This window comes from Paenibacillus sp. PK1-4R, from assembly GCF_030369595.1.
GTDB lineage: Bacteria > Bacillota > Bacilli > Paenibacillales > Paenibacillaceae > Paenibacillus.
The window spans coordinates 5,601,835-5,625,454 of sequence record NZ_CP126535.1 but is presented as its reverse complement, the minus strand read 5'-3'; the positions used below and the strand labels follow the sequence as shown (position 1 = coordinate 5,625,454).

Annotated in this window: 23 protein-coding genes; 21 read left to right on the top strand and 2 right to left on the bottom strand. The window is 46.3% G+C overall.

Annotated features, from left to right (window positions below; genetic code table 11):
- Positions 1-2: 2 nt before the first annotated feature.
- The 16 genes from QNO02_RS24470 to QNO02_RS24395 all read left to right on the top strand — a co-directional run bounded on the left by QNO02_RS24470 (position 3) and on the right by QNO02_RS24395 (position 15,726).
- A complete protein-coding gene (locus QNO02_RS24470; RefSeq protein ID WP_289390291.1) occupies positions 3-1,229 on the top strand; it encodes an amidohydrolase in 1,227 nt (408 codons plus the stop codon).
- Between the two features lie 334 nt (positions 1,230-1,563).
- Positions 1,564-2,424 carry a histidine racemase CntK family protein gene (locus QNO02_RS24465; protein ID WP_289390290.1) on the top strand — a complete coding sequence of 287 codons (861 nt, stop codon included), beginning with the start codon at positions 1,564-1,566 and terminating at the stop codon, positions 2,422-2,424.
- Positions 2,425-2,465: 41 nt separating this feature from the next.
- A complete protein-coding gene (locus QNO02_RS24460; protein WP_133387058.1) occupies positions 2,466-3,260 on the top strand; it encodes a class I SAM-dependent methyltransferase in 795 nt (264 codons plus the stop codon).
- A 66-nt stretch (positions 3,261-3,326) separates the two neighbouring features.
- Positions 3,327-4,613, top strand: a complete 1,287-nt coding sequence (locus QNO02_RS24455) for an opine metallophore biosynthesis dehydrogenase (RefSeq protein WP_289390289.1) — start codon at positions 3,327-3,329, stop codon at positions 4,611-4,613.
- A 244-nt stretch (positions 4,614-4,857) separates the two neighbouring features.
- The gene (gene cntA / locus QNO02_RS24450; protein ID WP_289390288.1) at positions 4,858-6,486 is read left to right on the top strand and encodes a staphylopine-dependent metal ABC transporter substrate-binding lipoprotein; all 1,629 of its coding nucleotides are present in this window, start codon (positions 4,858-4,860) and stop codon (positions 6,484-6,486) included.
- A 13-nt stretch (positions 6,487-6,499) separates the two neighbouring features.
- Positions 6,500-7,432: a nickel/cobalt ABC transporter permease gene (opp1B, locus tag QNO02_RS24445; protein WP_289390287.1), complete on the top strand. Its 933-nt coding sequence runs from the start codon at positions 6,500-6,502 to the stop codon at positions 7,430-7,432.
- Positions 7,432-8,328 (top strand): staphylopine uptake ABC transporter permease subunit CntC, encoded by an 897-nt coding sequence (gene cntC, locus QNO02_RS24440; RefSeq protein WP_133387062.1) that lies wholly within the window; start codon positions 7,432-7,434, stop codon positions 8,326-8,328. The genes opp1B and cntC overlap by 1 nt, the downstream gene beginning before the upstream one ends.
- Complete coding sequence (cntD, locus tag QNO02_RS24435; RefSeq protein WP_289390286.1) at positions 8,309-9,118, top strand: staphylopine uptake ABC transporter ATP-binding protein CntD; 810 nt, start codon at positions 8,309-8,311, stop codon at positions 9,116-9,118. The genes cntC and cntD overlap by 20 nt, the downstream gene beginning before the upstream one ends.
- Complete coding sequence (locus tag QNO02_RS24430) at positions 9,119-9,871, top strand: ABC transporter ATP-binding protein (protein ID WP_289390285.1); 753 nt, start codon at positions 9,119-9,121, stop codon at positions 9,869-9,871.
- Between the two features lie 13 nt (positions 9,872-9,884).
- Positions 9,885-11,078, top strand: coding sequence for a staphylopine family metallophore export MFS transporter CntE (cntE, locus tag QNO02_RS24425; protein ID WP_133387065.1), 1,194 nt, complete (start codon positions 9,885-9,887; stop codon positions 11,076-11,078).
- 29 nt (positions 11,079-11,107) lie between these two features.
- Entirely contained in the window at positions 11,108-12,340 is a 1,233-nt protein-coding gene (gene cntE / locus QNO02_RS24420; protein ID WP_502921839.1) for a staphylopine family metallophore export MFS transporter CntE, read from the top strand.
- 559 nt (positions 12,341-12,899) lie between these two features.
- The gene (locus QNO02_RS24415; RefSeq protein WP_289390284.1) at positions 12,900-14,096 is read left to right on the top strand and encodes a GTP-binding protein; all 1,197 of its coding nucleotides are present in this window, start codon (positions 12,900-12,902) and stop codon (positions 14,094-14,096) included.
- A 52-nt stretch (positions 14,097-14,148) separates the two neighbouring features.
- Positions 14,149-14,418, top strand: a complete 270-nt coding sequence (rpsN, locus tag QNO02_RS24410; protein WP_036605831.1) for a 30S ribosomal protein S14 — start codon at positions 14,149-14,151, stop codon at positions 14,416-14,418.
- Between the two features lie 44 nt (positions 14,419-14,462).
- Positions 14,463-14,798, top strand: a complete 336-nt coding sequence (locus QNO02_RS24405) for a DUF3024 domain-containing protein (protein ID WP_165980400.1) — start codon at positions 14,463-14,465, stop codon at positions 14,796-14,798.
- Between the two features lie 208 nt (positions 14,799-15,006).
- Complete coding sequence (locus tag QNO02_RS24400) at positions 15,007-15,483, top strand: DUF2975 domain-containing protein (RefSeq protein ID WP_289390283.1); 477 nt, start codon at positions 15,007-15,009, stop codon at positions 15,481-15,483.
- A gap of 9 nt (positions 15,484-15,492) precedes the next feature.
- Positions 15,493-15,726 carry a helix-turn-helix domain-containing protein gene (locus tag QNO02_RS24395; protein WP_076211193.1) on the top strand — a complete coding sequence of 78 codons (234 nt, stop codon included), beginning with the start codon at positions 15,493-15,495 and terminating at the stop codon, positions 15,724-15,726.
- Between the two features lie 74 nt (positions 15,727-15,800).
- Here QNO02_RS24395 and QNO02_RS24390 read toward each other — a convergent pair whose 3' ends face one another.
- Complete coding sequence (locus QNO02_RS24390; protein ID WP_289390282.1) at positions 15,801-16,658, bottom strand: helix-turn-helix transcriptional regulator; 858 nt, start codon at positions 16,656-16,658, stop codon at positions 15,801-15,803.
- 175 nt (positions 16,659-16,833) lie between these two features.
- Here QNO02_RS24390 and QNO02_RS24385 point away from each other — a divergent pair, with 175 nt between their 5' ends.
- A complete protein-coding gene (locus QNO02_RS24385) occupies positions 16,834-18,906 on the top strand; it encodes a beta-galactosidase (protein ID WP_289390281.1) in 2,073 nt (690 codons plus the stop codon).
- Positions 18,907-19,038: 132 nt separating this feature from the next.
- Here QNO02_RS24385 and QNO02_RS24380 read toward each other — a convergent pair whose 3' ends face one another.
- The gene (locus tag QNO02_RS24380) at positions 19,039-20,082 is read right to left on the bottom strand and encodes a helix-turn-helix transcriptional regulator (protein ID WP_249912876.1); all 1,044 of its coding nucleotides are present in this window, start codon (positions 20,080-20,082) and stop codon (positions 19,039-19,041) included.
- 237 nt (positions 20,083-20,319) lie between these two features.
- Here QNO02_RS24380 and modA point away from each other — a divergent pair, with 237 nt between their 5' ends.
- The 4 genes from modA (at position 20,320) to QNO02_RS24360 (ending at position 23,619) form a co-directional block, all read left to right on the top strand.
- Entirely contained in the window at positions 20,320-21,192 is an 873-nt protein-coding gene (gene modA / locus QNO02_RS24375) for a molybdate ABC transporter substrate-binding protein (protein ID WP_289390280.1), read from the top strand.
- Positions 21,189-21,875, top strand: a complete 687-nt coding sequence (gene modB / locus QNO02_RS24370) for a molybdate ABC transporter permease subunit (RefSeq protein WP_206105818.1) — start codon at positions 21,189-21,191, stop codon at positions 21,873-21,875. Before modA ends, modB begins: the two co-directional genes overlap by 4 nt.
- Positions 21,876-22,148: 273 nt before the next feature.
- On the top strand, positions 22,149-22,481 hold the full coding sequence (locus QNO02_RS24365) for a hypothetical protein (RefSeq protein ID WP_017692504.1): 333 nt from the start codon (positions 22,149-22,151) through the stop codon (positions 22,479-22,481).
- Positions 22,482-22,797: 316 nt separating this feature from the next.
- Positions 22,798-23,619 carry a transporter substrate-binding domain-containing protein gene (locus tag QNO02_RS24360; RefSeq protein WP_036673581.1) on the top strand — a complete coding sequence of 274 codons (822 nt, stop codon included), beginning with the start codon at positions 22,798-22,800 and terminating at the stop codon, positions 23,617-23,619.
- Position 23,620 lies beyond the last annotated feature (1 nt).

The following is a 23,620-nucleotide window of genomic DNA, read 5'->3' as shown; positions in this document are numbered from 1 at the left end:
TGATGAAAAGTGATCTGGAACAGCCTAAACAACAGGCTGAGCAACAAGTACAGGGCCCCGAGCATGAACTTCACGGTGAACGGGCGGAAGAATTTGCGGAACGTTTAATCACCATTCGGCGACATCTGCATCGCAACCCGGAATTGTCCGGCGAGGAAAAGGAGACGACAGCAGCCATTCGCAGTTGGCTGGAAGAGGAAGGCGTCCGTATTGCAGACGAATATGCGCTGAGGACAGGGCTTGTCGCTGAAGTAGGCCAAGGGGACGGACCTGTTGTTGCCCTAAGAGCAGATATTGATGCGCTGCCCATTCAGGAAGAGACAAAGCTGGAATTTGCCTCCCAGGTAGATGGAAAGATGCACGCTTGCGGACATGACGCACACACGGCAATTCTGATTGGTGCTGCACGATTACTGAAACAGCGCGAGTCCAGTTTGCCGGGAAAAGTACGGTTGATATTCCAGCCCTCGGAGGAAAAAGCAACGGGTGCTCGGCAAGTGATCCAGAGCGGCGCATTGTCCGATGTTCGGGCGGTATTCGGATTACATAACAAGCCTGATCTCCAGGTAGGTACGGTGGGCATTCGGGAAGGCGCATTGATGGCAGCAGCAGACGGTTTTGTTGTCAAAGTGGAAGGTGTAGGTACCCATGCAGCCGTGCCTGAAGCCGGCATTGATCCAATCGTGGTTGCCGCACATATTGTTACGGCATTACAGGCCATTGTGAGTCGTAATGTAGGAGCACAGGAGAGTGCCGTAATCAGCGTCACCAAGCTCCACAGCGGCACAGCCTGGAACGTTATTCCGGATGAAGCGATCCTCGATGGCACAGTACGCACCTTTGATGAGAAAGTGCGTGCACGGATTCGCGAGCGTTTCAATCAGGTGGTAGCGGGTGTTGCGGCGGCCTATGGCACACGTGCTACGGTTCGCTGGATTCAGGGACCACCTGCCGTGGTCAACGATGAAGCACTGACATCTGCGGCGGAGCAAGTTGCAAGTGAGATTGGATTGAATAGTGTTAGACCGCTACCTTCTCCAGCAGGTGAGGACTTCTCTTTTTATCAAAAAGAAGCTCCCGGCCTGTTTCTCTTCCTGGGCACCTCTGGCCCGCATGAGTGGCATCACCCTGGCTTTGATGTGGATGAACAGGCATTGCCGCTCGGAGCACATCTTCTGGCTGCACTGGCTGAGAAAGCACTGCACAATGTGCAAGCACATCAAGAGTGATGAGTATAGTGAATCACTGGATCATATCCAGATCGAAACGGTTCCGTTCGACGGCAACCGTTTTTCGTATTCCCTTTTTTAAGTGAGAGCGGGGTAGGAACGACGAATTGTTGAACCTTATTAGATGGTGTAGTTATGGCTAGGGTTGGCGCAAAAGCGTCAGCTCTGTTTGGGTTTTCTTACAGGAAGGGCAGCTAAAGGTATTGTTAAATTTTATTTTTTTTAATGGAAATATTTGTTGACGCTCCCCAAAAGGATGTGCTATATTTTTCTCGACCTTTAATCGTAATAATTACTATTAGATAAAAAAAGAAGAACAGGAGTAGTCGCTGCGATGAAACAGGAGATCGATTTTATCAAGTTCAGTCCCACTCAAAACATGACGATTCTGGTTAAAACGGATCATGCAGCAGAGAAATACAATCATATTGCGACTCGTCTAATGTCGTATGATAACGTTTACGCTGAACAAGTGGGATTCATTGAACCAACGAGGAGACCGGAAGCTGTGGCCCGTCTGGAAATGGCCGGAGGCGAGTTCTGTGGCAATGCCTGCATGGCACTTGCAGCACACCTCGCATCTGAAGCAGGACTGGTACAACAGGAGTCTATGGATATCATGCTGGAGGTTTCCGGAACCGATCAATTGATCATGTGCCATGTGAAGAAGCAGCAGAACGAATACAACTGCCAGGTAACCATGCCGGTTCCGAAGCAGATTGAACAACGAACAATCCGATATGAAGGCATCGAGCTCGATATGGTGATCATCCGGTACGCTGAGTTCATCCATATCGTGATTGAAGTGGATGACTTCGACGATACGATGAAAAAGAGGGCACAGACCCTTGCAAGGTTACTGGGACTAACCCTGGGAGATAAGCTGATCGGTATCTTGTTATATCAATCACACTTGGAAGAAATGGCCCCACTCATCTATGTTCCAGAGCTGGATAGTCTGATGTGGGAGAGAGGGTGCGGTTCGGGTACGGCCTCTGTGGGAGCCTATCTTGCATGGAGCCAGCAGAGGCAGATTACACAGTATATCAAGCAGCCCGGTGGTGCGATCAAAGTGATAGCTGAGTGGAATGGCGCAGAACTTGGGAGCATTACGATTGAGGGATCGGTAGGCATCGTGGCACAGGGCAAAGCCTACATAGATGCTCCAGCAGAATGGAGCGTTATAAACGCATGAGGTACATGACATGATCGAGACAACGTATTGGGGGAAAAGAAATGATCACATTGGTTCATTTTCAGACATGTTTGAGTGAATTTGCAGAGAAATTTGATAAGCTCGCGAGCAAGTATGATCATACGATTCTGCATAGTTCGGAGCTGGAGGCTGTGATCAATGACTACTCCCGCTTTGTGACCGATCAGGAGAATAAGGCAGCCTGGGAACAGTTGGAGCATTCCGAGCTGGAAGAGCTTGATTCGCTTGTGTGGCAGTTAAGAAATAAATCCGCCCAGTGTGTGGCGATCATGGAGAAATATCGTGCATTAAAGTTAGAGAACGGGGATGTGCAGATTGCCGATTATTTCAAAAACATAGAAGAGTGTATCGATAAAGAATTTGGCAGCTTCCATGTCACCTCCGATTCCAGAGTGTTGTTGGTAGGCTCCGGTTCATTCCCAATGACACCATTACTCATCGCCAAGCGAACAGGTGCACAGGTTGTCGGGATCGATATTGATGAAGAGTCCATTACACTCGGGCGAAAAGTGGTGGAGACACTGGGCACGGGTTTGAAGATTCGTTTGGAGTCAACCTTGCTGGAGGATCTGGATTATACCAGGGAAGCAACCCATATCATTTTCAGCTCTACGGTGGCCCCTAAATATGAGCTGCTTGATCAACTGCATGCCCTGACGAATGCACAGGTGGTTGTAGCCATGAGATACGGTGATCAGTTGAAGTCGTTGTTCAATTATCCGATGGAAGAGACGGACAGCAGCAAGTGGAAGCTGGTGGACCAAATCCTGCGCCCGGATGATGTGTTTGATATTGTGTTGTATCAAAAAGCATAGGTATGCATGTGCATCCAAGTGCGTCCAAATGGATTACAGATTGAACTTTGAATTAAGGAGGATTATATGAGCAATCTTCAGCGAATTCTGTTACTTGGAACCGGGCCTGCATCCATTCAGCTTGCGGTAACGCTCAAAGATCATCTCAACTGCTTAATAGGCATTGCGGGGAGACAATCGGTTCGTTCAGCGTCCGTATTCTCAGCCCTCGAACAGAGCAATCAACGTATTCAGGTCAGCATTCAAAATGAGAAACATCAATCGCTCGCAGGTGAGTGTTTCGTTGATCATGTGTTCAAGGGATATGACACCATTGAGGGGGAATGGGATACACTCATTTTGGCGGTTACCACCGATGCTTATATCGATGTATTGGAAAAAATGAAAAATGAATTCATCAAACAACTGAAATGTATCATTTTGATTTCTCCAACGTTTGGGTCGAATCGACTCGTGACCCATTATATGAGAGAGCGGAATGCAACGCCGGAAGTGATCAGTTTCTCTACCTACCTTGGAGATACCCGTTGGATGCACGAACATCCGTCCAATCATGTGATTACTACAGGGGTGAAGAAAAAGGTCTATATCGGTTCCACTCGTTACCCGTCTGAACAGGTCAGTATGTTACGCCAAGTTTATGAACGTTTGGGTATTGCGCTGGAAGTGATGCGATCTCCACTGGAGGCGGAAACGAGAAATATCTCGTTGTACGTGCATCCACCCTTGTTCATGAATGACTTCTCATTAGAAGCCATCTTTGGAGCTCCAGATACTCAGAAATACGTATACAAGATGTATCCTGAAGGTCCGATTACACAAGTTTTGATACGGGAAATGCGGGCACAGTGGCAGGAGATTATGAATATTACGGACCGACTTGATATTCAGGGAGTGAACCTGCTTCAATTCATGACGGATGACAACTATCCGGTTCGATTAGAGAGTATATCACGCCAGGATATCGAGAATTTCAATCAGCTGCAGGTCATTCATCAAGAGTATTTATTATACATACGGTACACCTCCTTATTGATTGATCCATTCTCGGAACCCGATTCGGAAGGGAAATATTTTGACTTTTCAGCAGTCCCATTCCGCAAAACGTTCATGAACCACGAAGGGGAACTGGACATCCCCCGTATGCCCAAGGAAGATTACTATCGCATCAAAATCATTCAGGGCCTTGCCAGACATCTCGATGTGAGCTGTCCAACCATTGATCAATTTATCGCCAGATATGAGGCAAAAATTCAGGAAGTAGCTGACGCACACCCGAATCAACGCTTGTCCGATGCCTTTGTCATCCAATCCTTTGACGAGGATATCCGCATGATTTGCACCGGCCTTTGACTTTGAGTAATTGGGTTAATTACATCTCAAATTAATCAAGTTGAACCTGATGTTTACATCATAACGAAGAGTGCAGAACCAATCTGAAGAAGCGAAGCGGTCGCCTTTATCCCCGGATTTTCTCTTTGGAAAAGAGATCAAAAAAATCTGGGGATAACAGTGATCGGAAGATGGTACTGCAATCGGAGTTGCCCGATGTAACCTACGAGGTCTGCTTGTAATTTCATCATCAGGAGGAAATGTTGTGAATAAAGGTAGTACTTTTAAATGGTTATTATTGCTGGTATTTGCCATTGCGCTGCTCGCCGGATGCGGACAGAGCCCAAAAGAGAAAGAGAGCGCCCAAACGGAGCCTGCCAATAGCCAGGTACAAACGGAACTTATCTATGCTTCTGCCAAAGATATTAATGATATGAACCCCCATCTGTATACAGGCTCCATGCCTGCACAAGGGATGGTATACGAGTCTCTGGTGGAAAACACACCTGACGGAATCAAGCCATTGCTGGCTGAATCATGGGATATTTCCGAGGATGGGAAGACCTATACCTTTCATCTGCGACAAGATGTGAAATTCCATGATGGAGAGCCGTTCAACGCAGAGGCGGTTAAACAAAATATCGATGCAGTACAGGCGAATGCCGAAAAACATGCCTGGATCAAGCTGTCTACCAAAATCACAAGTGTAAAAGTTATAGATGAGCATACGGTGGAGCTGACGCTATCGGAAGCCTATTATCCGGCACTGGTGGAATTGTCCATGACAAGACCTTACGTCTTCATATCACCCAAGGATTTCAAGGATGGCGGAACCAAAGACGGAGTAAGTGGTTTCCACGGTACAGGACCTTACAAGCTTACTGCTCATAAAGTCGAAGAGAATGCCACGTTTGAAGCCAATGAAGACTATTGGGGTGGTGCACCTGCAATCAAGAAGATCACATCCAAGGTCCTTCCGGCAGGTGAAACAACATTCCTGGCATTGCAAAAGGGAGAGATCAACTTTGTGTTCACCGATGACCGGGGAGCAGATAGTATCGATGTCGAAGCCATGGACCAATTGGCTGAATCCGGTGGTTATCAAGTGGTTCGAAGTGAAGCGATGAATACTAATATGATCGTAGCCAATAGCAGTCGCGAGAATAGTCCGGTTCAGGAAACGGCAGTGCGGGAAGCGCTATGGGGTGCCATTGATCGCGAAACGATCAGTAAGGATATTTTTAACGGAACGCAGACTGTAGCGGACACGCTATTTTCAGCCAATGTCAATTACGCCAAGGTAGACCTGAAGAAACGGGATTATGATCCGGAAATGGCTAAAAATCTTTTGGACCAAGCTGGCTGGACATTGGCGGATGGTAAAGAGGTGAGAACGAAGAACGGTCAGCCTTTAGCCATGAAACTATACTATGACAGCAACTCGTCTTCACAGAAAATACAGGCTGAATTGATCCAGTATTCGATGAAAGAATTGGGTGTTCAGCTTGAGATTGTGGGCGAAGAATCCACTTCCATTGCGAATCGGAGAGCCACCGGGGAATATGACCTGCTCTTTAATCAAACCTGGGGACTGGCCTATGATCCACAAAGTACCATTGCGGCATTTACGTCCGATTCGGCATACAAGCATACGACAAGCGGAATTTCCAAAGCAGATGAATTGTACAAAAAAATCGATGCGGTCATGGTTTCCACGGATGAGGCTTCACGCCAATCCCTGTATGCCGACATTATGAAGATCGTCCATGATGAAGCGTTGTTCATTCCGATTACCAACGGACGTGTCACCGTTGTCGCTCCCGAGAATCTCGATGGAATCTCATTCAAACAGACTCAATATGAACTACCTTTTGAAAAAATGAATTTTAAATAGAGCGGAGATGGATATGGGAAGTTATATCATCAAAAGGATTCTGTTAACCATCCCTTTACTGATTATCATTTCATTTATAACGTTTGTTCTGATTAATTTATCTCCCTTGGACCCGGCGGTTGTTGTGTTACAGGCACAGGAAGTTCCGCAGATCACAGAGGAATTAATTGCCCAGACCAACAAGGCATTGGGGTTCGATCAGCCGTTCATGATCCAGTATGTGAACTGGATTATGGCTGTTGTGCAGTTGGACTTTGGCAATTCTTATGTATCTGGTGAACCCGTATGGTCATTGATGGGGCCGGCTTTTATGAACACATTGAAGTTAACGCTTGTCTCATCGGTATTCATTATTGCGCTGTCCATTCTGCTGGGTGTGATCTGTGCCATGAGAGAAGGCAAGTTGCTGGATCGATCGGTCAGAGGCGTATCATTTTTCCTTACCGCCATGCCATCCTACTGGCTTGCAGCCATGATGATCTGGTATTTTTCCGTCAAGCTGGACCTGTTACCTACCAGCGGCATGGACTCGTATCGAAGCTACATTCTACCGGTGATTGTAATCACGGTGAGTTATACAGGCATTTATTTCCGAACGGTTCGAAGTTCCATGCTGAGCAATATGAATGAGGACTATGTATTATATGCAAGGGCAAGCGGTCTGAGCGAAAAGAAAGTAACCCTGCATATTCTGAGAAATTCATTACAGGTGGCTGTGTCCATCTTTTGCATGGCGATCCCGATCGTGCTGGGCAGTACGGTGGTCATTGAAAATGTATTTGCCTGGCCGGGGCTCGGAAGGCTCAGTGTAAAATCCATTTTAAGCAGGGATTTTCCGATTATTCAGGCGTATGTTCTGATGTTGGCTGTAACCTTTGTCTTGTTTAATACGTTATCCGACATCATTAATGCGGCGATGAATCCCCGGTTGAGAAAGGAATTCTGATGCGAATACTGAAAAATCTGAGCAAAGACAAGCTTGCGATGACCTCTTTGGTAGTGATTATGGTCACGATTATGGCGGGCGTACTGGCTCCGCTTATTGCGCCGCATGATCCTGGACAAGTGAACATGAAGCTTCGGTATGCCTCCTCATCCTGGGATTATCTATTAGGCAATGATCATCTGGGTAGATGTGTATTATCTCGGCTTATCTATGGCATCCGTCCAAGTGTGTTATGGGTTCTGGTTGCGCTGAGCCTTTCTGTTCTGATCGGGGCCATTGTTGGATTCATCGCAGGTTACTTCAAGGGGAAAGTGGATGCGTGGATCATGAGAGTCTGTGACATTATGCTTTCTTTCCCCGGATACGTAATGACACTGGCGGTGGTTGGCATTCTGGGTGCAGGACTGGAGAATATTTTGATTGCCTTTGTGTGGATGAAATGGGCCTGGTTTGCCCGCGTTATTCGAACATCTGTGATGCAATTCTCTGATATGGATTATGTAAAATTCGCTAAAGCCTCCGGCACGCCTAACCTGAGAATTATAACCAAACATATTGTTCCGGTTACATTTGCCGATATTGCTGTCATTGCCAGCGGTTCCATGTGTTCGATGATGTTGCAGATCTCCGGCCTTTCCTTTCTGGGGCTTGGAATCCAGGCTCCGCATGCGGAGTGGGGCATGATGCTCAATGAGGCGAGGGAAGTCATGTTCTCCAGACCTGAGTTGATGTTGGCACCAGGCCTGGCCATTGTGGTGGTGGTGTCTGCCTTTAATTTTTTATCGGATGCGCTTCAAGTGGCTCTGGACCCCAAATTGATGACCTCTCAAGGTAAGTCTGACAAGTCTTACGAAAGTGAGGTGAGAAAGGCCGCTTATGAATATAGTCGAGGTTAAACATTTGAAAGTATGGGACAGCAATACAGGCAAAGTGATCATTCATGACAGTTCATTTGAAGTCAAACAGGGAAGCTGTATGGCCATCGTGGGGGAAAGTGGTAGTGGGAAGTCCGTTACGTGCAGGGCCATCATGCGACTGAACAAGCCATGGATTCGCCAATCGGGCACAATGTCATTTCAGGGCGAAGACCTGAACCAGCTTTCGGAACCGGAGATGCGGCGTAAGCGGGGCAAGCATCTGTGTATGATTTTGCAGAATGGCATGAGTGCATTTGATCCTTCCTGTGTCATTGGTGTTCATATTCGGGAGACGCTTCAGCAACATTTTGGATGGAACACCCGTGAGATTGAACGGAAAATCATCGATGCCATGGAAAGCGTTATGCTCAGACATCCACGCGAGATTTTGAATCAATATCCACATCAGCTGTCCGGTGGGATGCTGCAACGAATCATGATTGCACTGGCATTGGTGCTGGAGCCTGATCTGATTATTGCGGATGAGCCAACAACGGCACTGGATACGATCTCCCAATATGAAGTGGTGGAGCAATTGATTCAATTACGTGAACGCATGGGCTGTTCCATGATGTTCATCTCCCATGATCTCGGCGTCGTCCAGAAGATTGCAGATGACGTGATGGTTATGAAAGACGGCAAGATCGTTGAGCGTGGCAGCATGCATTCTGTTTTGACAGAGCCGAAGCATGCCTATACGCAGTATCTGGTCTCTACCCGGCTGGAGCTGAGCAATCATTTTAAGGCGTTGATGCAGGGGGACTCCTAGATGCTAAAGGTGGAAGGTATCGAAAAATCATATAACCAAGGCGGACTGTTCTCCAAGCACAAACAACAAGTTTTGAAACAGGTTACCTTTGAATGCCAGCAAGGCGAATGTCTGGGCATCATCGGTGAAAGCGGAAGCGGAAAATCCACATTGGGACGGTTGATGCTGGGCATTGAACGCCCGGATCGTGGAACGATCTCGCTCGATGGTAAAGACGTACAGGATCGACGTGTACGGATGGGTAACATCAGCGCCGTTTTTCAAAATTATACGTCCTCGATCAATCCATTTCTTACCGTGGAAGCTGCCATTATGGAACCGATGCAAGCACAGCAAAAGCTGCGAAAGGATCAGGGTAATTCAGAGAAGGTGGATCTGTTGCTGAGCCAAGTTGGACTGGACCCTTCCTATAGATCCAAATATCCGCATGAACTATCGGGCGGGGAGGCTCAGAGAGTGTGCATTGCCAGGGCCATCTCCACCGCCCCCAAATGCATTGTGTTTGATGAAGCGATCAGCTCACTGGACGTATCTGTTCAGATTCAGGTGTTGCAATTGTTGAAAGAGCTGAAAGAAATCTACAAGCTGAGCTATGTTTTTATCACGCATGATATACAGGCGGCAGCTTATATCTGTGACAGGGTAATCATTTTCAGAGAGGGACAGGTTGTAGAAATCGTTCCGACCAAGCAACTTAAGGACGTACAGTCCGATTATGCGAAGCGATTATTGAAGCATTTAATACCATTTTAGGAGGAGCCCCATTGTGAGTGGAGCGATGTCTTGGCCTTTTCTACGTTTGTACATATTGGTTCTTCTATATTTCAGTGCCAATGCCATTCTTAACGTGATCATCCCATTACAAGGGGAGTCCTTGGGTGCGAGCGGTACAACGATTGGACTGATCATGGGCGCTTATATGTTTACAACGATGTTCTTCAGACCCTGGGCAGGTCGGATTATTCAAAAGCACGGACCGATCAAAATATTACGTCTGATTCTGATTATCAATGGATTTGCGCTGATTTTATATACCTTTACGGGACTTGGAGGTTATTTGCTTGCTCGTATTCTTCAGGGGGTATCCACGGCTTTCTTCTCCATGGCTTTGCAGATTGGCATTATTGATGCTCTTCCGGAGAAAGATCGGTCTCAGGGTATTTCCTATTATTCGCTATTCAGTTACATACCGGGGATCGTGGGGCCTGTGCTCGCATTGGGGATATGGCAGGCGGGAGGCATGGATTATTTTACAGTGGTTCTGATCGGCATTGCTGTCTGTACGGGCATCTTCGGATATACCGCCAAAATGGAACCAAACAAGGAGCAGCCTGCTGTGGATCCATCGGAGCAGAATGTGAGCATGTGGGAATCCTTTGGGCAGTTGGTGAAGAATCCATATTTATTTCGTTGCAGTGTGTTAATGCTCGCTGCTTCCGTTGTATTTGGCGCGATTACCACCTTTATTCCCCTGTATGCGAGCCAAGTACCAAACGGGAATGCCGGCGTATATCTGATGCTTCAGGCAGGAACGGTGGTGCTGGCTCGAATTATGCTTCGAAAAAGGATTCCTTCCGATGGCAGTTGGCATTCTCCTTTCATGATGGGCACCATGTGTCTGCTCGCCGTAGCTGCGCAATGTGTCAGTTTTGCCGTGACAGGCGGAGTGGTCTTTTTCTATGTGGGCGCTGTATTTATGGGAATCGGTCAGGCGATCCTGTATCCGACACTCACGACCTATTTATCTTTTGTGTTGCCTAAGCTGAATCGAAACGTTCTGATCGGTTTATTTATCGCGATGGCGGATCTGGGTATTTCTCTGGGTGGTGTGATTATGGGACCCGTCGCTGACTTCTCTTCCTATTCATTTATGTACATGATGTGTGCTATCCTAGGAGCGGTAATGATCGTTTTTGCCTATGAACGGCGGAGACCCGTTACAGGTACATCTGTGAGTTGACTGCCAGAAGAGAAAGTGGTGACGAACGTTTGAAGTCTTCAATGACGGCAACATCCAATGGAAAATTAAATCCGGTATCCTTTTCCTTTATCCGGTTTTATATGCTGGCCTTTTTATTTTTTGCGGCGAATTCTGCTTTGACGATTATTCTGCCTTTGCGAAGCGAGGCCGCCGGATTGAATCAGGCTGAGATTGGTCTGATGATGGGGGCATACATGTTCACCTGTATGCTCTTGAGACCTTTTGCAGCACAGCTGCTGGGCAAGCATGGGCCGCTTCGTGTGATGCAATGGTTATTACTTTTACATGCCGGGACGTTGCTGCTGTTTGTTGTTTTTGGTGTGGAGACGTATCTGTGGTTGCGAGCCCTGCAAGGGGTGGCTACGGCCTTTTTCTCCATGACGATGCAGGCAGGCATTGTGGAAAAGCTGGAGGACAAAGACCGGGCACAAGGGCTGTCCATGTACACCCTGTTTACGATGGTTCCTTCTCTGGTCATTCCGATCCTCGCCATACAAATCTGGGAAAATGCCAGTGATCTAGCGTTTACGCTGCTGATGATCGGACTGGCGGCGCTGCCACTTCTGATTGGATATAATGTGGATCTGCCCCGGAGTACCGTGCAGAACAAATCGTATACCTTGGGTGATATGTGTCGTTCATTCGGCGGCATCTGGCGCAGTACGCCACTGCTGATCAGTAGTGTGGTGATGCTGTTTGCGTCCTGCGTTTTTGGGGCAACAGCGACCTTCCTTCCCTTGTATATGGTATCCACCGGAACGGCGAGTGCTGGGGTATTTCTGACGATTCAGGGATTGGTTGTGATCCTGTGCAGGTTTATTTTACGTAAAAAAATTCCGTCCGACGGTAGCTGGAATACCTGGCTGATGGCAGGATTAATGCTGTGTGCAGCACTGGGAACCCAGTTACTCAGCCTGATGGAGATCATCGGGCCATTGGTGTATCTCTCCGCGGTGTTCAGCGGTTTTGCCTTGGCACTGTTGTACCCGACATTAACCACATATCTGTCTTTTGTGCTGCCTGCGGATTCCAGATATGTACTCATGGGGATCTTCATGTCCTCGTATGACCTTGGATTCTCTCTGGGAGGACTGGCGATGGGGCTCATTGTACAGGTGAGTTCGTATTCGACCATGTTTATGATCTGCACGTTGCTGTCTATTGCAGCGATGGTACTGGTGTTGGTGTTCAGGCAACGGATGGAAGCGGGCAATAAGGCCAGATCTGTGGTGACTATATAAATTGAACTAAAGAACATTTACACGGATCACTCCGATGACAGAACAACCTTCCGATCGCAGTTATCCCCAGATTTTTTTGATTCCTTTTTATAAGGTTAAATCCGGGGATAGCGTATGCTTCCGATGTAGCTTTCTTGCAGAAAGCTTGTAGGCGAAGTGTATGCTTTCGAAGTAGCTTTCTTGCAGAAAGCTTGTAGCTCCGCTTCTTCAGGTTTTTTCTGTCCTCTCCGTTTCGTGTAAATGTTCAGTTCAATCTATATAGTTTTGTTGAATATGTCCCGGTACAGGCGTACTTCTAATTTATATTGATAGTTCCGCTGTCTAGCCTATCCCGCATGTAGTGCGAATATTTACAGAGGAGGTTTATGACTCACTTCTTGCCAAAACGTATCATCAGGATGCGAAAGTGTAAGGGGCGGTCATCAACCTTTTTTTGCAGGTTGAATCAAAAATAGTTTGACAACGACCGTCCAACAGGATTATAGTCATTGTTGTTAATCGTAATAATTACTATTAAAGTCTGGATTACGCAGACTGCACATATAAGGAGTAGATTTCTATGACACAAAAGCAAGTTCCGGTAACCGTACTGAGTGGTTACCTCGGTTCAGGGAAAACGACGGTTTTGAATCATGTGTTGAACAACAGACAAGGGCTTAAGGTTGCCGTGATCGTTAACGACATGAGCGAGGTCAATATTGATGCTGCGCTGGTTAAGGGGGAGGCAACCTTGTCTCGAACTGAAGAGAAGTTGGTGGAGTTGTCCAACGGCTGTATCTGTTGCACCTTGCGGGATGATCTGATGCAAGAGATTGAGAAGCTGGTGAACGAAGGCAAGTATGACTATATTTTGATCGAATCCACCGGAATCAGTGAACCTGTTCCCGTTGCACAGACCTTTACATACGCCGATGAGGAGTCGGGTATTGATCTGACTCGTCTGGCCCGATTGGATTGTCTGGTAACGGTGGTGGATGCCAATCGATTCTGGCATGATTTTGGATCAGGACAGAGTCTTCTGGATCGTAACCAGGCGACCGGAGATGAGGACACCCGTGATGTCGTAGACTTGTTGATTGATCAGATTGAAACCTGTGATGTGCTGCTGCTGAACAAATGTGATCTGGTCGATGACACCGAGCTGAACAAGCTCGAAGGGGTCATCCGCAAGTTACAGCCTAACGCCAAGATCATTCGGACTGAGAACGGACAGGTGAATCCGTCTGAGATTCTGAACACAGACCGCTTTGATTTTGAGAAGGTGAGCATGTCCGCTGGATGGATTCAGGAGTTGGAGAAGGAGTCGCATACACCGGAAACCGAGGAATATGGCATTGGTTCCTTTGTATATCGCCGCAGAAAGCCGTTCCATCCTTCCCGTCTGGCTGAATTCATGAGTTACTGGCCAGAAGAAGTGGTACGTGCCAAAGGTTTGGTATGGCTTGCGGCCGAAGGCGATGTTGCTGCAAGCCTGAGTCAGGCAGGACCATCCATTCAATTTGGTCCTGCGGGACATTGGATCGCGGCGTTGCCGGAAGCGGACAAGCAAGAGATTTTGCGTAACGAGCCGGATGTTCTGGAGAAATGGGATGCCCAGTGGGGAGATCGGCAGACAGAGCTTGTCATGATTGGGATCGACATGGAACGTGCCAGTATTGAAGATGAGCTTGATCAGTGTCTACTCAGTGACGAAGAAATGCTGGGCGACTGGGGTCATTTTGACAATCCCCTGCCATGGCCTGTGGAAGCCGTTTAACTCGGAAGATGATGTCATAATCATAAATTCAATGGATAAGGAGCTGTAATTCATGGCTAAAAAATCAAAAGTGGTACGTGAGAAGCAACGTCAGGCGATCGTGGCAAAATATGCGGACCTGCGCCGGGAACTGAAGGAAAAAGGGGATTACGAGGCATTGCAGAAATTGCCGCGGAATGCATCTCCGACTCGTTTGAAGAACCGTTGTGAAGTGACAGGCCGCCCGCGGGGTTATCTACGCAAGTTCAAGGTATCTCGAATTAAGTTCCGTGAATTGGCTCATCAAGGTCAGATTCCTGGTGTAACTAAATCCAGCTGGTAAAATGATCAAGGGTTGGGTATTTTGCTGAAAGGATGTGCATCTTCATGCTGGACTTGTTTACGTTACGGAGAATTGAGTCCGTAATGAACGGATATATTCACGAGAAGGTACCTGCGCCACTGCGTACGATGGTGAAGCTGACATATGAGATGAATGACAATGAATTGATCCTGACCGAAGAAAGACCCGCCGAGGAACGGTATCAATGGGATAAGATGCATATTGCCCGATTTTACTGGGAAGAAAATCAGTGGAAAGTGTATGCCAGAGATGAACAGAGCAGCTGGAATCCGGTAGATGATATTACACCTTGTTCCGATTTTGAGAATGTGCTCGAGCAGGTGGAACGGGATGAAGCTGGACTGTTCTGGCGTACATGAGCGAGTTCAAAGATAACCACATCCAGTGGCTATCTTTGGGCTTTTTTTGTGTCCAAGAATCACTGAAGCAAAGAGAGATGCGATTTTTTGATCTTCCTTTCTTAATGGGCAAAAGAATAAATAAAATCTGTTTTGCAATAAAAATTTATTGTAAAACGATAAATATTATGATAAATTCATATCACTTAAAACAAGTGAGGTGCTTTTTGTGAAGCGAGGTACAACCATTTTTTTAAAATTGGCAGTGTTTCTTATTGGTGTTCCCGTTCTTGCCTTATGTATATTCGGTATACCCTGGTTAGCGAATAATCCGGTGAATCCGAATTATGCAGGTGCACTATACCCCATAGTGATTATTATGTATGTGTCAGTTATTCCGTTTATTGTTGCACTGTACCAAGCATTCCGTCTGCTGAGCTACATCGACAAAAATGAAGCGTTCTCTCTAATGTCAGTGAAATCCTTAAAAACAATAAAATATTGTGCTATTGTAATCAGTAGTCTCTATTTTGTGATGTTGCCATTTGTGTATGTTGTAGCAGAGAAAGATGATGCCCCAGGCCTCATTCTTATGGGGATGGTTCCTATTTTTGCTTCATTGGTCATCGCAGTGTTTTCCGCTGTGCTCCAAAGATTGTTACAGGAAGCGATTGATATCAAATCAGAAAATGACCTAGTGGTCTGAGGTGAATATATGGCCATTATAATCAATATTGATGTGATGTTGGCAAAGCGGAAAATGACGGTTACCGAGCTTGCAGAGAGAGTTGAGATCACGATCGCCAATATTTCCATATTAAAAACAGGAAAAGCAAAAGCGATCCGTTTATCCACTCTGGATGCCATCTGTAAAGCACTGGATTGTCAGCCTGGAGATATATTGGAATATAAAGCTGACGAGGACGAAGATACAAATGAGCATTTGTGAAAAATGACCGAAGAAGACTCTGCATGTTGTATGCAGAGTCTTCTTTTGCGTCAGCTTGTTCAAGGAACATCTGACTATAACGAATGATTGTGCATTATTCGAAATTGCATGGGTGTTACGTTTTCCTGGGTTTTAAAACATCGGATGAAGTAGCTTGACTGAGAGAACCCCGTTTCCAGTGTAATTTGTTTAATGGAAAGGTTGGTTGTCGCGAGCAGTTGTTTCGCATGTAGTAGCCTGGATTCCAAGAGGAATTCCGGGAAAGAGATTCCAAACGTCTGACTGAACTTTCGGCTAAAGTATGTTGTACTGTATCCGGCAATCCCGGCAGCGTGGTCTAGTGTAATGTGCTCGTTACTATGGGAACGAATATAATTCCCTGCTTCACGAATTCGCTCGGAAGTGTGATTTAACGAAACATTGATTTGGCTCGCTGCGGATTGCAATCGGGTCAGAAGTTCATATAGAGTAGCTGCCACACTGTGCTCGTCCTCCACCTGATAGCCTCTGCCTAGCTCCAGTAATCGATCCATGAGCGCGGTAACCACCGGAAAGTTGGAACATTGAAATAGCCAGGGCTCGTCAACGCCTTTTCCATTTAACAGCTCTTCGAGACGAATACCGTAGAAGTGAATCCAACGAATACTCCAAGGATCATCCAAATCTGAGTAGTAGGTTTGTCTGAGACCGGGGCCGTAGAGGAATCCCTGACCTCGTGTTAGCTCATAACGAGTGGTTCCCGTGTCCAGGAATCCTTTACCGTCCAGGACAAGGTGCAAATTGTAGCATTGATCTAAGTTGATATCTTTCGTTCGATATTCCCGATTCACATGATGCTTCGGAAAATCACTGTACCCTCCAATAAAATCGGGAAAACATACATGTCTGGGGAAAACCGGCTTGGGGAGAAAGATGTGTTCTTTCACGTGCATCCTCCATTTAAACGCAATATTTTTATGTAGTGAACTGAAATAGATTCAGCCCACTGTTATTTGAATATTCAGCAATGACAATATTTTATTATAAGTCGCATAATCTTGTCATTTATTATATGTGAAGGTTCCAATAGAATGGAGGCAATATGGCAGGTTAAGGGGGCAATTAAAGGTGGCAAAATCAATCCAATTGGATGAATTAAAAATGGGGGTCTGTTATTACCCTGAGCACTGGTCGGAAGCGTTGTGGGAGGACGATTTCCGTAGAATGAAAGAGATGAATATCACAGTTATTCGGATGGCTGAATTTGCATGGTCCATCTTTGAACCGGAAGAAAGTCAGTTCGATTTTAGTTTTTTCCAGAAGGCACTGGATCTGGCGCATCAATACGGTTTAAGCGTTATTTTGGGAACACCTACTGCAACTCCACCAGCATGGTTAACATCCAAATATCCTGAAGTATTAAACGCAAATAAGGACGGGGTATTGTATCAACACGGTATGCGACGCCATACCAACTACAGCAGCCCAATCTACAGACAGCAATGTGAGAAAATCGTGCGTAATATGGTGATTGCCTATAAAGATCATCCTGCTCTCATTGGATGGCAGATCGATAACGAATTCAATTGTCATATGGATGTTTTCTATGCTGAGACTGACCATGTCGCCTTCCGTGAATGGCTTAAGAATCGTTATGAATCGTTGGAGAACCTGAACCAGGCTTGGGGAACCGTTTTCTGGAGTCAGACCTATTCCGACTGGGAGCAAGTTCACCTTACCCGAAATATGGTCAGCCAATCGCCAAATCCTCACCTGGCATTAGATGAAAAGAGATTCATCTCAGCAAATACCATTTCATTTGCCAAACTTCAGGTGGAGATCATTCGGGAACTGGATCCGAAACATTGGATCACAACGAACGGTACGTTTGGACACTTGGATAATCATGAAATGACAGAAGACCTGTTGGATTTCTTCTCCTATGATTCGTATCCGCAGTTTGCCACGATCTTCCCAGGGACAGACGATAACTCATTACAAGATCGGGCCTGGAGTATGAAACTGTCGAACGTACGCAATATGTCACCGAATTTCTGCGTCATGGAACAACAGTCTGGGCCAGGAGGCTGGGTCGACAGTATAGGCATGGGTACGCCAAGACCGGGACAGATCCGATTATGGTCGTATCAATCTGTTCTTCATGGAACAGATCTGCTCGTCTACTTCCGCTGGCGGACGGCAACATTTGGCACCGAGATGTACTGGCATGGCATCAATGATTACCATAATCAGCCCAACAGAAGGGTACGCGAGGTTGCACAAGTAGGGGAAGAGTTTGCCAAGATCGGGCGTGTTATTGCGGGCACTACATATCAAGCCGATGTTGCCATCCTGCAGGATTACGATAACATCTGGGACGGGGAGTTGGACGAGTGGCACGGTCCGCTTCAGCAACAGAGTATACGCTCCTGGTATAAGCAGCTCCAGTATCGTCATATTCCGACGGACATGGTTACACTGCAACCAACGACAACACTGGAAGAGTTATCCGAATATAAGGTGATCATCTATGCTCACCCGGCCATCATGACAGACGAGACAGCAGAACTTCTCCAAGCCTATGTCAGTCAAGGAGGCACTCTGTTTTTCGGTGCTCGCACCGGATATAAGGATCTCAAGGGGCATTGTTATATGAGACCGTTCCCTGGGGCTGTCGCTGAGTTGTGTGGTGTAACCGTAGAGGACTTTACCTTAATCAAAGGAACCATTTCCGCAGCTGAGCTGCAATGGAATGGGGCGAGTGAGCGACTTCAGGAGGGAACGTCAACGGCCGGATTTAACGAAGTTCTTCATGTGGAGCATCCTGACGTACAGGTCGTAGCCGAGTATGCATCCGAATATTATGCAGGTAGTCCTGCATTGACCAAACGTGCAGTAGGTCAGGGACAAGTATGGTATTATGGAGCGGCTTACAATGAACCGGTCGTAGATGCTCTCCTGGATGAAATAGGGCTATCTTCACCTGTGGATGACCTGGTAGAGGTACCGTCCGAAGTTGAGCTTGGTATCCGTTCCGGTAAGGATAAAGCTTATTTATTTTTACTCAACTACTCGGATCAACAAGTACCCATTAAGCTTAAGAAGCAAGCAAAAGAGTTACTGTCAGGTACAACACTTCAGAATGAGATCAACATGCCCGCGTATGGTGTGTTCATTTTTGAGATCGATTTGCCACATTAAGCAATCCATTCATCCATATATGCGTTATATATAGAAAGAAACACCAAAGACGCCTTGCAGCCATTGCAAGGCGTTTTGTATATGCATGATGTGATGTGTAACATATATTTAGCATGAACTTATTTCGTATAACTATGCTTCGTACAAAATTTCACCTGTCCGGGATACATCATATCCCTCGAATGATTGCAGTTCCTGCCTGAACTCCGGCGATTGGAGAATCCGCAGGACAGATTTTGTCCAGGCTTCATTACCTTGCTTCCTCAGCATGACTAGATCATAACGTTCCTGAACGAGCGGGATAAAATCAACCTGTCCCACAAGTCGCGCAGCCTTCTCAATGCCAACTCCGACATCAGCTTCGCCTGAACTGACTTTGGCCGCCACGCCCATGTGACTGGTTTCTTCGACTTGATATCCGATCAGACCTGCGGCAGGAATTCCATGCAGTCGAAGTTGCTCATCCAGCAATACTCGCGCGCCAGAACCTATCTCCCGGTTAGCGAGTCGAAGTTCAGACTTGCTCAGATCGGTCCAATTCTGCAAGTTCTGCGGATTACCACGCTGTACATACAGTCCGGCAGGTCGTGATAGCAGGTTCACCACAACATAAGATCGTCCCGTCAGAATTTTGCGAATATACGGCAGATTATACTCACCGGTATCTCCGTCGAGCAGATGGGTGCTGACCAGATCGGACTCACCGCGATACATCGAGATAAGCCCATCCAGACTACCCATGAACGAGCGTAGCGGACGAATGTCCCGAGTTTGTTTTTCCATATGGCGCATTAGGATATCCAGACTGACATCCTGACCTGTTATGACCAGATGCCGTGGTACAGCAGTCATTGCATGAGCAGAACTCGCTGGAGTAATCGCATGCGCAGACCCTACAGGTGTAGTCAATTGTAAGGAAGTTCCCTGAAAATCACCCTGACCTGGATGAGTTCCTGATGCCGAGGTCTGATGAGGAGTCGGGATACGCTGACCTGAGGACTGAAGTTGTTTGGAGCGACGTTTATATGCCTCCAGATCGGTTGCATCAATTCGCATTTGTTTACCCACACGGTATGCGACGAGGTCTCCCTTTTTGATCAGGTCATAGACCGTCAGTTTCGATATTTTGAGCAGCTTGGATATTTCTTCGGTAGTGTAGGATTGCTCCTCCGTCATAAGTGAAGATCCTCCTTCAAAGGTATAGAGCAATTATGGTTTTGTTATGAATGTTTCTTGTACTATATCATTAATTGAGGGATGCCATAAACCTGAGAACACGCAATAAACGCATAGGACAGATAACAAAAATCAAATGTGATCTTAATCACCTTCCCATTTTTTTTGTCTTGTGTATAATTAGATATAATCAATTATAACTAGTTATAACCAAAGATAACGTTGGGGGAGAAATGAATGAGAAAGAGAATCGGATATGTGTTGGGAAGTATGTCACTGGGACTGGCTCTTGTATTGGCTGGTTGTGGCGCAAGCACGGGCACTACGGATACATCCACGGGTGCAGAACAAACGACCTCAACGCCAACGGCATCAGGTGAAAGTTCGTCAGCAGGAAATACTGATCCGCAGGAAACGGTAGATCTGACAATCTCTGCGGCGGCCAGTCTGACCGATGCGATGAAAGAGATTGAAACCAATTATGAGCTAGCTAATCCTTATATAGAACTTAATTTTAACTTTGGCGCCTCGGGTGCCTTGCAACAGCAGATTGAACAGGGTGCCCCGGCTGATGTTTTTGTATCGGCGGCAACAAAAAATATGAATGCGCTAGTGGATGAAAACCTGATTGCATCGGGCGATCAGAAGAATTTGCTACAGAATTCACTGGTGGCCATAGTGCCAGCAGATGGGACCCACACAGTAACCAGTGAAACGGATCTCACCAGCGACTCCATCAAGACGGTAGCCATTGGGATTCCGGAAAGTGTTCCTGCGGGAACCTATGCCAAGGAAGCTCTGACCAATGCCAAGCTGTGGGATGAACTGGAAAGCAAACTTGTGCAGGGGAAAGACGTTAGACAGGTTCTTCAATATGTAGAGACAGGTAATGCTGATGCAGGATTTGTATATAAAACGGATGCTCTTACTTCGGATCAGGTGAAAATTGCGTTTGAGGTGGACAAGAACAGTTACACACCCGCCAATTATCCAATAGGCATTATTGAAGGAACCAAACACCGTACAGAGGCCGAACAATTTTATGCGTATTTACAAACCCCTGAAGTGCTCGATATCTTTGCGAAATACGGATTCACAATTCCGGAATGAATGTGAATGCCATAGATTGGTCCGTATTCTGGTCACCGGTGCGCTTGTCACTTCAGGTTGCGCTGTTATCCAGCGTGGTGGCCACTGTGCTCGGAATTGCGATAGCCTGGAAGATGTCACGTTCTTCATTTCGGGGAAAGATCCTGCTGGAAACGGCATTTATGCTGCCGCTAGTCCTTCCCCCAACGGTGGTTGGATTTCTGTTACTTGTCATACTGGGGCGTAAAAGTCTGTTTGGACAATGGATTGAAGCCATATTCTCCGCTCCGGTTATTTTCACCTGGTGGGCTGCGGTGATTGCTTCGGTGGTGGTTGCTTTTCCACTTGTGTATCAGACGATGAAATCGGGATTCAGTGGTGTGGATCGGGATCTGGAAGATGCGGGTCGTTCGATTGGGGCGGATGAGTGGCAGGTTTTTCGTTACATCTCCCTGCCGCTCGCAGGCAGAGCATTGATGACCGCCTTCATCCTGGGCTTTGCCCGCGCACTCGGGGAATTCGGAGCCACACTGATGATTGCAGGGAATATTCCAGGCAAAACACAAACGGTACCCACGGCAATCTATGTCGCTGTGGATTCGGGCAATCAGACCATGGCTTGGGCATGGACTATTTCCATTATCATCATCTCGTTTATCATGTTACTGATGACCAGACAGCAGCGAGATGGAAAAAATGACTAATTTGATATGTGTTAATATTATATATAAAATGATGAAAAACTCGTTTTGAGGAAAGAACTTTTTTCCTTAACGCGGGTTTTTATTACCAATTTCATATGTACCAATATCAATATCCTGCCAAATTGGTCTTAATGGAAATGTAAAGCTGTTTTAACATAAAAAAATAAAAATTTTCCCAAAATTTAATCGTTCAGTACTCGCTTTCAGTGGTCTTGTTCCTGTAAGATAGAAGTAATGGATTCCAGCCAAGTACTGAAATAAGGAGAGACGACGATGAACACTAAATCTGATTGCGGCGTTTCGTTGCAAATCGATGACTATCTGGATCTTTTGCATTTTGCCATCCAAATTCAGGATCAGGAATGGCAACAATCCCTTATCCGCCAACTCAAAATATTTCAGACGGCGACGGAGCAGCAACGCACACCTGAAGAGGAATTATGGACACGGTTTGATTACATCAACAGCAAACTGACAGGTCTGTGCCACCAGATTCATGCCGCTCATTCCATGGACGAACGCAAGAAGTTCGAGGAACGGATCGGTCTCTTACAATTACAGCGAGTGGAAGTTGCACGTAAAATTAAATGGGCGAGTCGCAGATAGATGAGTAGTGTATACACCAAGTGATGCACCGCCAAAATGGTATAATCAGTGAGAGTCATACAAGAAGAAGTCATCCACCAATCGATATTGGGGATGGCTTTTTCTTGTACTATAGAGAAATCCTATAACCATATCAGGATGTCCTATTAGTTTAGTTATTGCCCTAAGATGACTTGTAATGATATTCTTTGTTCAACCTAATTCCGACTATACAAGTAAGAATGGTTTGTTAATAGGGTAGAGGAATGGGAGTACACATCATATTCGCTGTGATAACAGCCTGTGGAGGAGATTGGGAATGGTTAAAAAACGGGGGATTCAAAAATTCCGGACAGCACTGCTGTTCATTACAATGCTGGCGGTACTGGCTGGATGCAGCACAGGAACTGCAAGTAATGATTCAGAATCTGCTTCGGCAGCAGGCGACACCAAAGTGAAAAAGATCATTGTAGGAACAGGTACACAATTCCCGAATGTCTGCTTCATTGATGAGAATGGCAAGTTAACAGGTTATGATGTGGAACTGATCCGGGAGATCGACAAACGTTTGCCTGAATATGAATTCGAATTCAGCACGATGGATTTCAAAAACCTGCTGCTGAGTCTGGAAACGAAAAAAATTGACCTGATCGCTCACCAGATGGAAGTGAATGATGAGAGACAGGCCAAGTTCCTGTTTAATGATGAAGCCTATAATATTTTTCCAAATAAAATTGTCGTAAGTCAGAAAAATGAGGAAGTAAAATCGATTGAGGATCTCAAAGGGAAAAAACTGATTGTTGGTGCTACAAGTAATGCGGCTGTACTTGCTGAGAAATGGAATGCAGCGAATGGCAACGGGATTGATATCGTTTATTCCGGAGCGGGTGAGGATACCATTACCCAGATCAAAACAGGCCGGGTGGATGCCACCATCAGCACGCAGTTTGCCATTGATTATCAGAATAAGGCGGTTGATGCTCAGTTGAAAACGGTAGGAGATGCCCTCTCCAACTCCAAAGTGTACTTCATTCTGAACAAAGATGAGCAGGAGCTCAAAACCAAAGTGGACGAAGCGCTCAAAGCGATCAAAGAAGATGGAACGTTAGGCAAACTGAGCACTGAGTGGCTTGGAGCTGACTATACGGTTGAAGAGTAGT

Coding starts and splice junctions, on each gene's coding strand:
- QNO02_RS24470 (WP_289390291.1), top strand. CDS start 3: ATGAAAAGTGATCTGGAACAGCCTAAACAACAGGCTGAGCAACAAGTA.
- QNO02_RS24465 (WP_289390290.1), top strand. CDS start 1,564: ATGAAACAGGAGATCGATTTTATCAAGTTCAGTCCCACTCAAAACATG.
- QNO02_RS24460 (WP_133387058.1), top strand. CDS start 2,466: ATGATCACATTGGTTCATTTTCAGACATGTTTGAGTGAATTTGCAGAG.
- QNO02_RS24455 (WP_289390289.1), top strand. CDS start 3,327: ATGAGCAATCTTCAGCGAATTCTGTTACTTGGAACCGGGCCTGCATCC.
- opp1B (WP_289390287.1), top strand. CDS start 6,500: ATGGGAAGTTATATCATCAAAAGGATTCTGTTAACCATCCCTTTACTG.
- cntC (WP_133387062.1), top strand. CDS start 7,432: ATGCGAATACTGAAAAATCTGAGCAAAGACAAGCTTGCGATGACCTCT.
- cntD (WP_289390286.1), top strand. CDS start 8,309: ATGAATATAGTCGAGGTTAAACATTTGAAAGTATGGGACAGCAATACA.
- QNO02_RS24430 (WP_289390285.1), top strand. CDS start 9,119: ATGCTAAAGGTGGAAGGTATCGAAAAATCATATAACCAAGGCGGACTG.
- QNO02_RS24415 (WP_289390284.1), top strand. CDS start 12,900: ATGACACAAAAGCAAGTTCCGGTAACCGTACTGAGTGGTTACCTCGGT.
- rpsN (WP_036605831.1), top strand. CDS start 14,149: ATGGCTAAAAAATCAAAAGTGGTACGTGAGAAGCAACGTCAGGCGATC.
- QNO02_RS24405 (WP_165980400.1), top strand. CDS start 14,463: ATGCTGGACTTGTTTACGTTACGGAGAATTGAGTCCGTAATGAACGGA.
- QNO02_RS24395 (WP_076211193.1), top strand. CDS start 15,493: ATGGCCATTATAATCAATATTGATGTGATGTTGGCAAAGCGGAAAATG.
- QNO02_RS24390 (WP_289390282.1), bottom strand. CDS start 16,658: ATGCACGTGAAAGAACACATCTTTCTCCCCAAGCCGGTTTTCCCCAGA.
- QNO02_RS24380 (WP_249912876.1), bottom strand. CDS start 20,082: ATGACGGAGGAGCAATCCTACACTACCGAAGAAATATCCAAGCTGCTC.
- modA (WP_289390280.1), top strand. CDS start 20,320: ATGAGAAAGAGAATCGGATATGTGTTGGGAAGTATGTCACTGGGACTG.
- modB (WP_206105818.1), top strand. CDS start 21,189: ATGAATGTGAATGCCATAGATTGGTCCGTATTCTGGTCACCGGTGCGC.
- QNO02_RS24365 (WP_017692504.1), top strand. CDS start 22,149: ATGAACACTAAATCTGATTGCGGCGTTTCGTTGCAAATCGATGACTAT.